Genomic DNA, 15,246 nt, shown 5'->3' on the forward strand with positions numbered 1-15,246 from the left:
CCGGACACCAAATCAGGCAGATTTTTTATAGAATTCCCGCTCAAATTCGATTGGGGATTGGTAACCCAATGTTGAGTGCGATCGCCGGCCATTGTAAAAAGCCAAATAATCGATCACGCTCAGTTTCGCCGCTTCTTGGGTTTTGAATTTTTCGTAGTTGAGCTGTTCGTGCTTTAAACTGCGAAAAAAGCGTTCGGTTGGGGAATTATCCCAGCAATTGCCTTTTCGGCTCATACTCTGCTCCATCTTCATGACGGCCAAATGGTGACGATATTCTCGGCTCGCATCTTGGCTACCTTGATCGGAATGATGCAATAAGCCGGGCGGAGGCTTACGCCGCCACTTGTGCCCTGTGGGTAGAAGGCCATTTGCAAGGCATTGGAGCAAAGCGATGTGCGCATGTGATCGTCAATCGCCCAGCCAACGACTTGGCGGGAAAAGAGATCAATGATCACCGCAACGTAAAGCCAGCCCTGCAGCGTCTACACATAGGTGATATCGGTCGTCCACACCTGATTAGGCTTGGCTACTTGAAATTGCCGATCCAATCGATTGGGTGAAATAGCCTCATTGTGGTTGCTGTCGGTCGTCGCTTTAAATCGCTTGGGATAACGTACCTGCAATCTCAAGTCTCGCATGAGTCGCCGGGTTTTAAAACGACCCGCAGCAAATCCCTGTTTTTGCAAGCGATCGGCTAGGCGACGCGAACCAAAGCACTGCTTATTGTCGACAAAAATCTGCCTGGCTGTTTCGGCCATTTTTCGATCTTGTTGCTCTTTTTCAACGTCTTTCGGGGCTTTTAACCAATCGTAATAGGCGCTGGTACTCACCTGCATCACTCGACACAGTACGGTCACTGGATACGTCTTCTCTTGCTCTCGAATAAACCCGTACTTTACTTGTGCCCTGTGGGTATTCGGCTTCTTTCGCAAAGAAGACGGCCGCCTTTTTTAATATTTCGCGCTCCATCCGTAACTGTTCATTTTCCTTGCGCAAGCGAATCAATTCGTCATGCTCTCCCAAGTTTACGCTGTTTTTTTCATCGTCGCGTCAGTCGCCGAGGGCTTGCGTTCCGCCCGAACCCAGCGTCCCATCGCACTTAACGATACGCCCAAATGATCGGCTGCTTGTTGCTGACTATAGCCTTTCTCCAAAACTAGCTTGGCGGCATCTTGCCTGAATTCCAAACTATATTTGGGTCGGTTGTGTTGTTTTTCGTTTGTCATGCTTACCTCTAATAACAGTATAAAGTCTGCTTTTAGAAGTGTCCGGCTTCATTAAACCATTTCAGTGTCCCGCTAGTCAGCGACGTTTGATGATGACAGGTCGTACATTGATAGAGATGACGGGTCTTGACCGCGCTATAACGACCGCCACCACAACGTAGACATTGAAAACCCGAGGGCCATCGCGCCTGAAATAGGGCTTCGGCGCATTGGCTTTCGGTACCGTAGCGCTTCAGGAAATCCATCAAACTGAAGCCCTTTTGAAATTGGACCGGGTTCTTTTTCATGGCACGATCTCCAGTCAGGTTGGGGCTTTCATTGGACTTGCAGGAGGCCTCAAAGTTGCTGAGGTTTATGGGTAATCAGGATGTTTTTTAGGAGCAGTTATCTTAAATCTTGTTTAACAAAAAACCTAAACATCCGCCAAACCGAACCAAACCCCATTAATGCCAATAAGCTGTATACAAAATTCTTTATCGTCAAGTATTTTAAAATATATTGAAGTCGCCCAGTATCAACCTCTTCTTTTCTGGCGAAATTACGTTGAGAGAAGTCAAGTATAACCTTAGAATTTCTGCCAGAATCTTGATTTATCCTATCACCAGCACCCTCAGGTTTAGGAGTTATTCCAATACTGCTCTTGAAAACTATCATAGCATTCAAATTCTCATCCACCCCGATAAACTGTTGTAACTTTCCCAACAAATTACTGCCACTTAAATCATACCCCACCATGCTCGCATATATTCTGCTGTCAAGGTCTTTAAGATCGTAATAGGTCCAAACTAATTTGCTATATATTCCTTCCCCAAGACTATCCCGTAGTTCGTCCAGGAGTTTTTTAGAGGAAAATACATCATCGGAGTAATTATAGCCACCCCTCCCCCTAACCAAATCGGCATCAGAAAAATCTGGAACAAAGAAGGAAAACTGCGCAGGTTTATTAATGTTTTCCTGCTGTCGAAATATAGGTCGTGAGATCGAAGAATCATCAACAGCCAATTCGTCTGGAGAAACCTTGGCTCTGATATTTTGCACAGCTATTTCATGACTATGAATTTTAGCAATATCTTTTTTAAGATCAACCGAACTTAGAATGTCTTTAACGCCATCTGGAGCTGTTTGAGTCTTCTCTTTGTCGTCTTTCACGTTAACGCCATCTACGACAAGCTCAGCCTGAATACCCATCGCAACTACATTCGTAAAGAATATGCTCAATAATGCCATCAGAATAAGTGCGAATGGAAAACTTCTAAATATCATGCAAGACTACCCAAGCACATAAATACGTATCAATTTAAAAAAAATAATAAAAACTAAAATAGCCATCTGAAAAACTAAAACACCACTAAGCACTTCGTTACATGGGCTTCGCTGAATATTTCGACGTAACCACATTACGAAAAATCATACACAGCGGGGCTTGAGCCGTAAAAACCAATAAAACCAGTCCAAAGTGCGCCACAAAAAAACGCGCCATTAATATATCGCCTGAAACTAAATGACTTCTATCAGCACTTAACAAAAATTGCATAGCCGAAAAAACAGCATCATACTTTAGAATAAACTGCTCCGTTCCCCAACTTAACAACTGATAGCCTAATGGAAAAGAAATTATAAATAAAAATCCGATAACAATAATGTGCCGATTATTATTAAAAACTGTTAAAAATAAAATTGACGAACCTAGCCAGCCGACCAGAAAAAAATAAATACCAATACAGATGACCGCGAAAGAATAGCCACTATTGATCATTAACTCTGTTAGATTGTCCGTCGCAGCTTCAATAACCACGACCCAATACCCAAACGGCAGTAACGATAATATCCAAAAGAAGCCTAAAACGAAAAGCCGCACCAACTGCCGAGTTGAAACCACCCAAAAAAGCGCCGCATGAGTGGCTGTCAATGCGATTAATGAATATACACCAAACAAACCTAAAAACCGAAACGCTAGCTCTAGCTCTGCGGGGATACTCAAAATTGGAGAGCCCAACACATCATGTATACTTTCAAGGGGAACAATAACCCTTACCAACATCCACGCTATCAGAGTATGTACCGCTAAAAAACGAGCATAAAAAAAAACTTCTCCCCTACCGTTTTTCAAAATATTCATCAAAGAGAATAGCGGATATGCAAAGCACCAATAAATCAATACAGCTATGCCTAAAGCACTGATGATTCGGTATTCTTTCGAAAATAACTCCCTCACATTGTAAGGCATAGCCTCAGAGCCACTGACAAATATCAGCACACCCAAAGTCACAAATACAGACCCCACTGCCAGCAAAAATAGGGGTATCCCACTTGTATAGCTCGTAATATTTCTTGGACGACTCACGGAAGCCGAGCCTTCAGCAAAATTAGCCTGCCCCCTTGAAATCGCAAACAAAACCTCATTTCCCAGCTTGTTTTTAGGCTCCGGCAAAGCAGGTCTATTAAGTTGCAGCAGCTTGACCACCGAATAACCGAGATACCCTCCAAAAGATTCTAAAATAACATCTGTTATATCAACATTTTTATTTGGCAAAAACAATTGTGCAAATTCAATACTCAGAGCCGTCATCACTATTACAGCCAAAATAATGATACTTGCTTGATTACGGCTATTAAAATACTGAAAAGAATACCCTATCAAACCAAAAGGCATAAAAAATAAAATTTTATGAAAAACCTCTGTAATAGCCCTATATTCGGTACCATAATAATATGCATAAAAAGGCACTCTAAGAAACTTATCACTCCAAGTTGAAAGTCTTATATAACCCCACTCAAAATCATAAGGGTACAAAAATACAAATCCTACAACCAATACCCATAAAAAATACGCTAAACACACATACAAAACAGTGAACCTATGATAACTTTTCAACTCACTAGCACTTCCGACCAAAGCAAGCCTATTTGAACCTAACTTTATTAATTGCACGCCAATAAAACCGCCCACCAACGCAAGCAAAATATCCGTAACATCGGTAACCCTGCTATATACAAACAGCTGAAAAAACTCAATTATAGTTGCCGAGAAAAAAACTCTTTTTAATAGATCAACTTTACTCAAAGGTTTCAGCTTATACCATAGCCAAGGAATTGGTATCCATAATATGACGTCAGACAAGCAGTCATATATATCTCGAAAAGCTTCTCCCTTTAACCCATAAAATGGCAGTAGAATAACGCGCCCTTCATGCCATTTATGATAAAACTCAACAGGACTTAGGGTTAAATCCAGCGGGATGACACTGTAAAAAAACATACACCCCAAATAGATTTGCAAATAGGGAACTGAATTGTTTTTATTTATTTGCCAATTTTCAAACCAATTGGCAAATCTTCCACCAAAAACCCACCACGCAAAAACACCAATGGCGGCTCCCAAAGTTTCGGCTATTATGTCGTTTAACGACACCGTTCTGGGAGGAAAAAATAACTGAGTAAATTCGATAGTCGAACAAAGCAAAAAACTGACTATCAATACAAAAACTGACGATACACACCTACCAACAAATTGTTGCTTTAGGGAAAGCGTGCCCAGCCAAAGAAAGGCAAGCGGTATAAATAGCAGAATATTGGCAACCCAATCTGCTCTTGACGCAATACCTAGGGTCAAATATTCAATATTCTGAAAACGAAACCAAGCATCGCTTAACGAAATACTATTAAATTGCCATGGCACCAAACTGCCGTAAACGACAAAAATCGTATAAACAACACAAGCAATTAATAAGCTATTTTTCACAAAAAACTTGGCTCATTGATATTGGCTTTGAAAAGCCGCTACAAAATTGGTCAACTGCTGGTATGGAATATGATTAATACCTGCCGCAGCCTTACGGCCGCCACCCGAAAATAAGGCACATAACACATCGGCACCAACTTTATTATTTATCGGGGCTCTAACGCTAATTTGATAGCCTCCTCTTTGATTGTTGCTAACGATTGCATGAGCCCTATTCGGATATTGATTAGCCAGTTGATTTCCCCATACACCAGATACCCGCCTTGCCCACTTTTCATCAGGCAAAATAACTACCGAGATACTGTCGGTCTGATATTCAGCATCAACTTGCGCCGCTAGACTCATATCCTCGTTATAACCATTAAATAATTGCTGACAAATTTCCGCCTTATCCCGGATAAAGTCAAACGGCGATATAAAACCTTCCAGCTGCCTATAGAGCTCATCCGGAGCAAAATATAGATCATCGATACTCGCACCGTAAGCGTTGTAATTGATAGCGATTCCCAGTTGCTGTAGCTTAAGCAATTCTTGGGCCGTTAAATTAAGTAACTTAGCGGCTTCTCTTGCCGAAGCATCCAAATTATCGCCAAAAGCCCCTGTCACAGCCCATTCGGCAAAGCGTTGCTTCAAATAAATATTCATCAATAAACTTGTGCAAACGTTGGCATCAGTGCTTATTAAAGAGGCCAGACCTTGGTGAACGGGAATTTCACCTGAATAATGGTGATCCATGTAAAAAACACTGACACCTTTATTAAGAAACTCGCATAGATGTAAGCGATTCTTGTCAAGAGAGATGTCGAGCACAACTATCTGATCCCCTGCCTCGGCGGAAACTCGACTTAATAAACCAATGTCGCGCTTGACCCCGGTAATAAGTTTAGACGCCATGGGAAAAGCCAATCGCAACTGTAGCAGTGCACAAATACCATCCGCATCGCCATTAAATACGTCGATATTCACTTTACATTTCTCCTTTAACAGGAGAGATAACGCCGCGCAACTCGAGCATGCTCATCACTTGGTCGACACAGGTTTCCAATTCATACAGCCCGGTATCTACTATCATGTCGGGGTTTTCCGGCACTTCATAAGGCGAAGATATACCGGTGAATTGTTTGATATCGCCTTGTCGCGCTTTTTTATAAAGACCTTTTACATCCCGCTGTTCGCACACAGACAACTCGCAGTTGCAGTAAATTTCAATAAAATCGCCGTGCGGTACCAAATTTCGCGCATATTGCCGTTCGGCCCGGAAGGGCGAAATAAAGGCAGTTAAGGTTATGTTACCGGCTTCCAGCATCAATTTGGCAACTTCGGCAATTCTACGAATATTCTCCTGCCGGTCTTGATGACTAAACCCTAGGTCACCACATAAGCCCTGGCGCACATTATCGCCATCCAATACAAATGTCCGACATTTTAATTGATGCAAACGCTCTTCCACGGCGTGGGCCAATGTTGACTTACCCGCTCCGGACAAACCGGTAAACCATAGAATGGCAGATTTGTGCCCGTTTAAAATCTCTCGGCGGCTACGCGTTACCGTGGCGTGATGCCAAACAGTATTTGAGCTTTGTTTATCCATTTAATCTGACTCCAAAATTGTTCAACCAAGACTACTTCATCGCGGACAAAGGATGCAATCCTCTTCCACAAATCCTTAAATCTCGAGGATTGCGCAAGCTTATTCTTCATCCCCCGATTTCGCGGCAAGGATATTCACAGAAGATCTAAAAGCCAAATTAATACTCAGGACTTGCTCCCAAATCAACGCCATCAACAATTTTCAAGAACTTTCTTGCAGCCATCGTTAATCAGCGCTTTTTCAGGTATCATTTGCCGCCTTTTTCGACTAGCTTGGCTTTTCATGCGAATTGGCCCTTACGAACTTCCCAACCCAGTATTACTAGCGCCTATGGCGGGCATTACAGACGCGCCGTTTCGGCAAATCTGCAGCGAATTTGGAGCGGGCCTCACGGTGTCGGAAATGGTGATTTCAAATCGCAGCTTGCAGCACCACCCGCGCACCCTGAAAAAGCTCGATTACAACGGCGACATTAGCCTGCGCTCGGTGCAAATTTTGGGTACCGACCCTCGGCAAATGGCTGAAGCGGCCAAATTGAATCAGGACCGAGGCGCCCAGATTATCGACATTAACATGGGCTGCCCGGCAAAAAAAGTGTGCTCGGTGGCGGCGGGTTCAGCGCTAATGAAAAATGAGTCATTAGTGGCTAAAATTTTAGACGCGGTAATCAATGCCGTGGAAATCCCGGTAACCCTCAAGATTCGTACGGGCTGGGACTTAGCTAATAGAAACGCGCCAAGCATCGCCAAAATTGCTGAGAACTGCGGCATTCAAGCGCTCACCATCCACGGGCGCAGCCGAGCCTGTAAATTTTCCGGACATGCTGAGTACGACACCATCAAACAGGTCAAACAAAGTATCAGTATTCCGATTATCGCAAACGGCGATATCGATAGCCCCGCTAAAGCCAGTGAGGTATTGGCATATACGGGAGCCGACGCGGTGATGATAGGGCGAGCGGCGCAAGGCAAACCCTGGATATTTAATGACCTAGTCGCCCATCTAAGCAACACGACATATTCACCACTTAGCTTGACCGACATCAAAGCCGTTATCAACCGGCACCTGGAAAATTTATACAGTTTTTATGGCAACGACAGTGGTGTTAGAATCGCCCGCAAGCACATCGGCTGGTATTTCGATCATCTCGGCACTCTGCCTGCCGACCAAAAGACTGCAATTAACCAAGCCCAACACGCTGCGCGGCAACTCGCGCTCGTCAACGCCTCTTTCAATTTGCTGACACCACGAGCCGCCTAGATGGGAAAACATCTTACTCATAAAGTCACCGGCAGCGAGCAAACGCTGTCTGACCATGTCCGTCATTGCGTCGAAGACTATTTCGCCCACCTAAACGGGCACGATTCCAGCGGTTTATACCATTTGGTTTTAGCAGAAGTGGAAAGACCCCTACTGGAAACCACGCTGAAACACTGCGATTACAATCAAAGCAAAGCCGCGATTATCCTCGGCCTCAGCCGCAGCACCTTACGCAAAAAGCTTGAACATTACGGCATAGGTTAATTTCCAACCCTTCTTTTTACCCTTTCTTGAGGTTTGCATGAATCCCACTTTGGGCATAAATAAAAAAGTGACCCGCGCCTTGGTCAGCGTTTCCGACAAAACCGGTATTCTGGAGTTTTGCCGAGAACTCAGCCACCTGGGCGTCGAACTACTATCCACCGGCGGCACGGCTAAACTGCTGGCCGACAATGATATTGCCGTTACCGAAGTCTCCGACTACACCGGCTTCCCGGAAATGATGGACGGCCGCGTTAAAACCCTACATCCCAAAGTTCACGGAGGCATTCTGGGTCGACGCGGCATTGATGACACCGTGATGGCCGAGAACGGCATCAAAGCTATCGATATGGTGGTGGTCAACCTGTATCCGTTCGAACAAACCGTGGCGAAACCCGATTGCGATCTGGAAACCGCGATAGAAAATATCGATATTGGCGGCCCAAGCATGATCCGGGGCGCAGCCAAGAACCATAATGACGTGGCTATCGTTGTCGATCCGGTCGATTACCCGAAAATTTTGGCCGAGTTACAAGCTAATGCCGGCGCCCTAAGCCACGACACCCGTTTTAAATTGGCACTAAAGAGCTTCGAGCATACTGCGCGTTACGACACGATGATTGCCGCTTATCTCAGTAAAGTCGTCGATAGCGGCGATTTTCCAGAAACCCTAAATCTACAATTCCACCGCCTGCAGAGCATGCGTTACGGTGAAAATCCCCATCAAAACGCGGCTTTTTATGGTGAAAAAAATCCACCCGCCGGCAGCATAGCCGCTGCCAAACAGTTACAAGGCAAGGAATTGTCTTACAACAATATTGCCGACGCCGATGCGGCATTGGAATGTGTCAAAGCGTTTAACGACCAACCGGCCTGCGTGATCGTCAAACACGCCAATCCTTGCGGCGTTGCGGTAAGCGGTGACATTTTCGACGCATACAATCTGGCGTACGCGACCGACCCGACTTCCGCTTTTGGCGGCATCATCGCTTTCAACCGCGAACTGGACGAAAAGACTGCGGCGGAAATCGCAGGACGCCAGTTCGTCGAAGTGATCATCGCACCGGCCGTATCAGCGGGTGCGCAAGCGGCGTTGGCAAAAAAGCAGAACGTCCGGGTGCTGGAAACCGGCTATTGGACAAATACCCATGAATCAGCCTTAGATTTTAAACGCATCACAGGCGGCTTATTAGTTCAGGACAAGGATACCGGGAAGATCAGCGCTGCCGATTTGAAAGTAGTCAGCAAACGCGCACCGACCGAACAAGAATTGGCGGACTTACTGTTTGTCTGGAAAGTTGCCAAATTCGTCAAATCCAATGCGATTGTCTACGGCAAAGATGGCCAAACCATCGGCATTGGTGCCGGACAAATGAGTCGAGTCTATTCGGCAAAAATCGCCAGCATCAAGGCAGCCGACGAAGGCTTAACCGTGCCCGGCTCGGTCATGGCCTCCGACGCCTTTTTTCCGTTCCGCGACGGCATCGACGCAGCAGCGGCGGCCGGCATAACCGCAGTTATTCATCCCGGCGGCTCGATGCGCGATGCAGAAGTGATTGCCGCCGCCGACGAACACAATATCGCAATGGTATTGACCGGCATGCGGCATTTCAGACATTAATACGGGACAACCTTATATGAACATTTTGATCGTAGGTAGTGGCGGCCGAGAACACGCCTTGGCCTGGAAAGTCAGGCAATCCGCAAAAGCCGGCAACGTCTACGTTGCGCCTGGTAACGCTGGCACTGCCCTGGAAAACGGCATAAACAATGTAGATATTCAGGCCGACGATATCGAAGGTTTATTGAGTTTCGCTCAAGCCCGAGACATAGAGCTCACCATTATTGGACCGGAGGTACCCTTAGTCAAAGGCATAGTCGACCGATTTTCCGCCGCAGGTTTAAAGTGCTTCGGACCGACAGCTCAAGCCGCGCAGTTGGAAGGCTCCAAATCCTTCTGTAAGGATTTTATGATCCGCCACGGCATCCCCACAGCCGCGTACAACAGTTTTACAGAAGTTGAACCGGCAACCGCGTATATCCGAGAAAATGGCGCACCCATCGTTGTTAAAGCCGATGGTTTGGCAGCCGGTAAAGGTGTAGTCGTCGCCCAATCCGAACAAGAGGCAATTGCCGCGGTTCAAGACATGTTAGCCGGCAATACGTTTGGCACAGCCGGACACCGGGTGGTAATTGAAGAATTTTTGGATGGCGAAGAAGCCAGTTTTATCGTTATCGCCGACGGCTTGCATGCCTTGGCCATGGCTACCTCTCAAGATCACAAGGCCCGCGACAACGGCGATCAAGGCCCCAACACCGGCGGCATGGGGGCCTATTCTCCCGCACCTGTGGTGACGCCGGAGATTCACCAACGTGTCATGAATGAGGTAATTTTGCCCACTCTGCAAGGTATGCGTGAAGACGGTAACGAATATACCGGCTTTCTCTACGCCGGCCTAATGATAGGCAAGAACGGTAGTATCAAAGTGTTGGAATACAACTGCCGCTTTGGCGATCCGGAAACCCAACCGATCATGATGCGTTTAAAAAGCGATTTGGTTGAACTTTGTCTGGCGGCCATAGATAAACAACTTGATCATACGACTACGGAGTGGGACGAACGCCCTTCATTGGGTGTCGTACTCGCAGCCGGCGGCTATCCCGACGACTATGCCAAAGGCCATCCAATCAGCGGATTACCGGGCAGCAATATTGGTGAAGATTTTAAGGTGTTTCACGCCGGCACCAAACAAGTTGCAGGCCAAGTAGTCACAGCTGGAGGCCGAGTATTATGCGCGTGCGCATTGGGCGACAGCATCGCCCAAGCCCAAGAAAAAGCCTACGAGCTATGCCGACAAATCAACTGGCAGGACGTGTATTTCCGAACAGACATCGGCTTTAAAGCGATTAAAGAAACCGCTTAACAAGTAAGTTTGAGAGATTTCAGAATAAGCGAGGACGATGTAATCCGGCCCGTAGACCGAATTACATCACTACAGGCAACTTAGGCGTCGCCTACACGCAGAACTTCAAGTTTGACTTTCGCCAAGCCTGCTTGGATAAAACCAAGCTCGCTGGCAGCCCTTTTGGACACATCAAGCAGCCGCTTATTGGCTTTATGAGCGCGGCTATTTATCCGCAACTCGACACTACGATTATTACTAAGATTAACGACACGCACCAAAGAACCAAACGGCAAGCTCGCGTGAGCCGCAGTTAATGCGTTTTTATCATAAAATTCACCGTTTGCTGTCCGCTGACCATGCAATTTGTCGCTGTAATACGATGCGACGCCGCTTTGTTCAAGGGAAAGAAAACCGTTCCTTTCTGTTTTCGCTAAACCTACAGAGCTAAAAGACGCTAGACTCGCTGAAAGCAATAATATTGCCGTCAATTTCGTTTTTCGCATCCTACCCTCCTTACGTTGAGTATTGACAGGAGGTTTGAGGTTATCCGAATAAAAACGCTTTGACAAGCTTTTTTCGTTAGTATACAAATTTCACCATCTGTCAATAACTATTTTTCGCAAGCCAAATTTATCTACTCTCTAAGAAACACAAGGCCTCGCGGGCAAACTCCAACGCATAGAACAACACTTAAAAAAAGAAAAAAACCTGCTTAGTCACAGCAACCTTGGAGATGTAATACAAACAAATCAATGCGCCACCAAAAGCCAACCATCGCGAACGTCCCGATTGGCGAATCGCCACAATCCCCAAGCCAATGTAAACTAACAACATCAATAGCTTGGCTACGATCCAAGCAAATTCTGCTGATAACCAACCTCCTTGAAAAACCAAGACAAATCCGGTCAACAAGACCAAACTCGCAATAACATGCGGACCAATTTTTAGCCATTTCTGCTCCAACAGGGCTGGCTTTAGCTCGGCAAGCACCACTCGCCCAATAAAGCTGACCACCAAAACTACCACGAAAAGAAGATGTATGTGTTTAAGCATGAGTACCCCAAATTTAGCTAAAGATTATTTTCGAGCCGCCTCCATTCGAACAACACAACGCCGTAAGAACAAACAGACTGCCAGATTCAAATTCCAATCCTATCATGCAACCTGCACGATGACCGAGGTTAACCATACCTCCTTTCCCTTCATCGCCCCTTAGAACACTCGACAAACGATAGGAATTTCCCGCAATATTTCTCGACTTGCCGCCGTAATGCAGGCTTCGGGCTACGGCATAAATGCATAGCAAACCACGCCGAAACAGATACGCAGCAACAGCATCGCATCAAAACCGGGTACTTTTCAGCCCAAAGAAAAGCCCATAATAAGTTGATTTTATTAGAAAAATAAAATACCTATCAGTCAAAACGAATAATCGCAAAAATATTGTTTTGACACAAAACAGTTTTGAGTGTAAAAAATGCACCGTCGACCAACAATAATACTAATTTCGACATACAACTCGAGTTGCCCCGTTTAGGGCTAATTATTACAACAACAAGATGAGGATTATAAAAATGGCTGAACAAGAAAAAGACAATACCTTTACTGTAGTTGCTGTTGTTACTGCAATTGCTATTGCTGGCGTCGTTTTGCTGAAAGCGGATGAAACCAAACATCTCAAATACAGCGGCGAAACTTCTGCCCAAGCTGAAGCCCAAGTTTTGGCAAAGCATAAAGATTTTAATAACGACGTTTTAAGCCAAGCAAAATAATTTTTGCTTAGCAATTTAGGCGCCAGCTGAAAATTCAGCTGGCGCCTTTTTTGTGCCCGCAAGTTTCTCACTCCATTTCTGATAGTTCGCTTTTTCAAGAACCCACGCTAATGTAGAATTGGGCCTTTATACCAATTTCATTTTAGCTACAGATGGACGTTATCCAACGCATTGCCGAAGAACTTTCAGTTAAGCCGCAACAAGTCGCCGCCGCAGCCGCCCTATTGGACGATGGCGCCACGGTGCCCTTCATAGCCCGCTATCGCAAAGAAGTAACCGGTGGCCTGGACGATACGCAACTGCGAAATCTTGAGGAAAGATTGATTTATTTGCGGGAACTTAACAGCCGCCGCGACTCAATTCTCGACACCATTCGCTCGCAAGGAAAGCTCACCCCGGAACTGGAACTAGCAATACTCGACGCCGACACCAAAACGCTTCTGGAAGACCTATACCTACCCTACAAGCCTAAACGCCGCACCAAAGCGCAAATTGCTCGAGAAGCCGGTCTTGAACCATTAGCCGACGCCATCCTGGATAATCACGACCTAATCCCCGAACAAATCGCAGCTAGCTATATCGACGCTGAAAAAGATATCGCGGATGTCGCGGCAGCCCTGGAGGGCGCCCGTCAGATCATCATGGAGCGTATTTCCGAAGATGCCGAACTACTTGCTGAATTGCGCGAACGTGTTTGGAACAAGGGCATCCTGCACGCCAGCGTCGTGACCGGCAAGGAAGCAGAGGCAGCAAAATTCAAGGATTATTTCGACTACAGTGAAGCGATCAATAAGATTCCGTCGCACCGTGCCTTGGCCTTGTTCCGCGGTCGTAACGAGGATTTACTATCCTTAACCCTAAAACCGGCGGAACTGGATCAAGAAGAACATCAGCTATGTTCACAATTCGTTAGTCAACGCCTGCAAGTTAAAGACACAGAAAAACCCGCCGATGCCTGGTTGGCCGAAACCGCCCGCTTTGCCTGGAAAATCAAACTATTTACCCGTATCGATATGGATCTAAAGCTAAGACTGCGCGAGGCCGCCGAGCAAGAAGCCATTAGAGTGTTTGCCAGCAATTTGCGCGACTTGATGCTGGCGGCGCCAGCCGGTCCCAAAGCGACCATGGGCCTGGACCCCGGCATTCGCACAGGCGTCAAAGTTGCTGTGGTTGACGCAACCGGCAAGCTGTTGACCACAGAAACCATTTACCCGCATCAACCTAAGAACCAATGGGATCAATCGATAGCAGTTCTGGCTAAATTGATCAAGCAGCACCAAGTACAACTGGTGAGTATCGGTAACGGCACCGCTTCTCGGGAAACTGATCAATTGGTTGCAGACTTGATGAAGCAACATAAAGACCTTAATTTTCAAAAAATCACAGTTTCCGAAGCCGGCGCGTCGGTATATTCGGCATCGGAACTGGCTGCCAAGGAGTTTCCAGACCTCGACGTCTCATTACGCGGCGCAGTATCGATAGCCCGCCGACTACAAGACCCACTGGCGGAACTAGTGAAAATCGATCCAAAATCGATAGGCGTTGGTCAATATCAACATGACGTCAACCAAGTGCAATTGGCTCGTATGCTCGATACCGTGGTAGAGGATTGCGTGAACGCGGTCGGCGTAGACGTAAACACAGCTTCGGTAGCTTTGCTGAAACAGGTATCCGGACTAAGCAGCAGCATCAGCGAAAACATCGTTGCGTTTCGCGATGCGAATGGCCCCTTTGCAAACCGCAATCAGCTGAAAAAAGTGCCGCGCCTAGGCGATAAAGCGTTCGAACAAGCAGCCGGCTTTCTCAGGGTCATGAACGGCGACAACCCGCTAGACGCATCTGCCGTACATCCAGAAGCCTACCCCGTGGTCAATGCAATCCTAGATGATACGGGCAAATCAATCCGCGACTTGATCGGCCAAAGCCAGTTTTTACGAGGCCTGAATCCGGCAAACTATGCCAACGCCAATTTTGGCGTTCCCACCGTTTCGGATATTTTGCAGGAACTGGAAAAACCAGGCCGCGACCCGCGTCCGGAGTTTAAAAGCGTACAATTCAAGGATGGCGTGGAGAAAATTACCGATCTTGAACCCGGTATGACTTTAGACGGCGTCGTGACCAACGTCGCCAATTTCGGTGCTTTTGTTGATATTGGCGTACATCAAGACGGTTTGGTGCATATTTCACACCTGGCGGACGACTTTGTTAAAGATCCACGTAGCATCGTAAAAACCGGTGATATGGTAAAAGTGCGCATACTGGAAGTGGATGTGGCACGCCAACGTATCTCTCTAAGCATGAGAAAAAACGTGGATGCCGGTGAGATTATTCCAAAAGAAAAACCGCAAAGAACCGCTCACAAACCTAAACAGCAGCCCGCGCTACAGAACAGCATGAGCAGCGCATTTGCCAAGGCGTTGAAAAAGTAAACAGTTCACGGCTCTGCTATACTTTCGAGCGATTGTCGGTCGAAGCGGTAAATCCGACT

General features: G+C 46.4%; 16 protein-coding genes and 1 pseudogene. 6 read left to right on the top strand and 11 right to left on the bottom strand.

Annotated elements, in window-relative coordinates; translation table 11 throughout:
- Positions 1–12: 12 nt before the first annotated feature.
- The 9 genes and pseudogenes from JL719_RS24420 to cysC form a co-directional block, all read right to left on the bottom strand.
- Positions 13–252, bottom strand: a complete 240-nt coding sequence (locus JL719_RS24420) for an integrase core domain-containing protein (protein ID WP_225892890.1) — start codon at positions 250–252, stop codon at positions 13–15.
- Positions 249–479 (bottom strand): DDE-type integrase/transposase/recombinase, encoded by a 231-nt coding sequence (locus tag JL719_RS24425; RefSeq protein ID WP_084153221.1) that lies wholly within the window; start codon positions 477–479, stop codon positions 249–251. The genes JL719_RS24420 and JL719_RS24425 overlap by 4 nt, the downstream gene beginning before the upstream one ends.
- 3 nt (positions 480–482) lie before the next feature.
- A complete protein-coding gene (locus JL719_RS18195) occupies positions 483–932 on the bottom strand; it encodes an IS3 family transposase (RefSeq protein ID WP_165385983.1) in 450 nt (149 codons plus the stop codon).
- Positions 933–1,025: 93 nt separating this feature from the next.
- Positions 1,026–1,226: a transposase gene (locus JL719_RS18200; RefSeq protein WP_051669700.1), complete on the bottom strand. Its 201-nt coding sequence runs from the start codon at positions 1,224–1,226 to the stop codon at positions 1,026–1,028.
- 62 nt (positions 1,227–1,288) lie between these two features.
- A pseudogene (locus JL719_RS18205) lies at positions 1,289–1,513 on the bottom strand (transposase); the annotation flags it as partial.
- Between the two features lie 97 nt (positions 1,514–1,610).
- The gene (locus tag JL719_RS18210; RefSeq protein ID WP_133120722.1) at positions 1,611–2,453 is read right to left on the bottom strand and encodes a hypothetical protein; all 843 of its coding nucleotides are present in this window, start codon (positions 2,451–2,453) and stop codon (positions 1,611–1,613) included.
- 133 nt (positions 2,454–2,586) lie between these two features.
- The gene (locus JL719_RS18215) at positions 2,587–4,968 is read right to left on the bottom strand and encodes a VanZ family protein (protein ID WP_084153222.1); all 2,382 of its coding nucleotides are present in this window, start codon (positions 4,966–4,968) and stop codon (positions 2,587–2,589) included.
- Between the two features lie 12 nt (positions 4,969–4,980).
- Positions 4,981–5,934, bottom strand: a complete 954-nt coding sequence (locus JL719_RS18220; RefSeq protein WP_033155663.1) for a single-stranded-DNA-specific exonuclease RecJ family protein — start codon at positions 5,932–5,934, stop codon at positions 4,981–4,983.
- 1 nt (position 5,935) lies between these two features.
- On the bottom strand, positions 5,936–6,559 hold the full coding sequence (cysC, locus tag JL719_RS18225) for an adenylyl-sulfate kinase (RefSeq protein WP_033155664.1): 624 nt from the start codon (positions 6,557–6,559) through the stop codon (positions 5,936–5,938).
- Positions 6,560–6,841: 282 nt separating this feature from the next.
- Here cysC and dusB point away from each other — a divergent pair, with 282 nt between their 5' ends.
- The 4 genes from dusB to purD are packed head-to-tail and all read left to right on the top strand — an operon-like array spanning position 6,842 to position 11,004.
- Complete coding sequence (gene dusB / locus JL719_RS18230) at positions 6,842–7,819, top strand: tRNA dihydrouridine synthase DusB (protein ID WP_084153223.1); 978 nt, start codon at positions 6,842–6,844, stop codon at positions 7,817–7,819.
- On the top strand, positions 7,820–8,083 hold the full coding sequence (locus JL719_RS18235) for a helix-turn-helix domain-containing protein (RefSeq protein WP_020485063.1): 264 nt from the start codon (positions 7,820–7,822) through the stop codon (positions 8,081–8,083).
- 37 nt (positions 8,084–8,120) lie between these two features.
- Positions 8,121–9,701, top strand: a complete 1,581-nt coding sequence (purH, locus tag JL719_RS18240) for a bifunctional phosphoribosylaminoimidazolecarboxamide formyltransferase/IMP cyclohydrolase (protein WP_033155666.1) — start codon at positions 8,121–8,123, stop codon at positions 9,699–9,701.
- Between the two features lie 16 nt (positions 9,702–9,717).
- On the top strand, positions 9,718–11,004 hold the full coding sequence (gene purD / locus JL719_RS18245; RefSeq protein ID WP_033155667.1) for a phosphoribosylamine--glycine ligase: 1,287 nt from the start codon (positions 9,718–9,720) through the stop codon (positions 11,002–11,004).
- 80 nt (positions 11,005–11,084) lie between these two features.
- Here the strand turns inward: purD and JL719_RS18250 are convergent, their stop codons facing one another.
- Positions 11,085–11,489 (bottom strand): septal ring lytic transglycosylase RlpA family protein, encoded by a 405-nt coding sequence (locus tag JL719_RS18250; RefSeq protein WP_033155668.1) that lies wholly within the window; start codon positions 11,487–11,489, stop codon positions 11,085–11,087.
- Positions 11,490–11,676: 187 nt separating this feature from the next.
- On the bottom strand, positions 11,677–12,039 hold the full coding sequence (locus tag JL719_RS18255) for a SirB2 family protein (RefSeq protein WP_033155669.1): 363 nt from the start codon (positions 12,037–12,039) through the stop codon (positions 11,677–11,679).
- Between the two features lie 521 nt (positions 12,040–12,560).
- On the opposite strand from JL719_RS18255, the gene JL719_RS18260 reads away from it, so the two are divergent.
- Positions 12,561–12,758: a hypothetical protein gene (locus JL719_RS18260; protein ID WP_033155670.1), complete on the top strand. Its 198-nt coding sequence runs from the start codon at positions 12,561–12,563 to the stop codon at positions 12,756–12,758.
- A gap of 152 nt (positions 12,759–12,910) precedes the next feature.
- Positions 12,911–15,187, top strand: coding sequence for a Tex family protein (locus tag JL719_RS18265; RefSeq protein WP_033155671.1), 2,277 nt, complete (start codon positions 12,911–12,913; stop codon positions 15,185–15,187).
- Positions 15,188–15,246: the final 59 nt, after the last annotated feature.

It is taken from the genome of Methylomonas sp. LW13 (genome assembly GCF_016865255.1).
Taxonomy (GTDB): domain Bacteria; phylum Pseudomonadota; class Gammaproteobacteria; order Methylococcales; family Methylomonadaceae; genus Methylomonas.

Excerpts from the sequence above, each read along its gene's own strand:
- JL719_RS18210 (WP_133120722.1), bottom strand. The coding sequence starts at position 2,453 with ATGGCATTATTGAGCATATTCTTTACGAATGTAGTTGCGATGGGTATT.
- dusB (WP_084153223.1), top strand. The coding sequence starts at position 6,842 with ATGCGAATTGGCCCTTACGAACTTCCCAACCCAGTATTACTAGCGCCT.
- JL719_RS18200 (WP_051669700.1), bottom strand. The coding sequence starts at position 1,226 with ATGACAAACGAAAAACAACACAACCGACCCAAATATAGTTTGGAATTC.
- JL719_RS18235 (WP_020485063.1), top strand. The coding sequence starts at position 7,820 with ATGGGAAAACATCTTACTCATAAAGTCACCGGCAGCGAGCAAACGCTG.
- purD (WP_033155667.1), top strand. The coding sequence starts at position 9,718 with ATGAACATTTTGATCGTAGGTAGTGGCGGCCGAGAACACGCCTTGGCC.
- JL719_RS18255 (WP_033155669.1), bottom strand. The coding sequence starts at position 12,039 with ATGCTTAAACACATACATCTTCTTTTCGTGGTAGTTTTGGTGGTCAGC.
- cysC (WP_033155664.1), bottom strand. The coding sequence starts at position 6,559 with ATGGATAAACAAAGCTCAAATACTGTTTGGCATCACGCCACGGTAACG.
- JL719_RS18250 (WP_033155668.1), bottom strand. The coding sequence starts at position 11,489 with ATGCGAAAAACGAAATTGACGGCAATATTATTGCTTTCAGCGAGTCTA.
- JL719_RS18260 (WP_033155670.1), top strand. The coding sequence starts at position 12,561 with ATGGCTGAACAAGAAAAAGACAATACCTTTACTGTAGTTGCTGTTGTT.
- JL719_RS24420 (WP_225892890.1), bottom strand. The coding sequence starts at position 252 with ATGAAGATGGAGCAGAGTATGAGCCGAAAAGGCAATTGCTGGGATAAT.
- purH (WP_033155666.1), top strand. The coding sequence starts at position 8,121 with ATGAATCCCACTTTGGGCATAAATAAAAAAGTGACCCGCGCCTTGGTC.
- JL719_RS18265 (WP_033155671.1), top strand. The coding sequence starts at position 12,911 with ATGGACGTTATCCAACGCATTGCCGAAGAACTTTCAGTTAAGCCGCAA.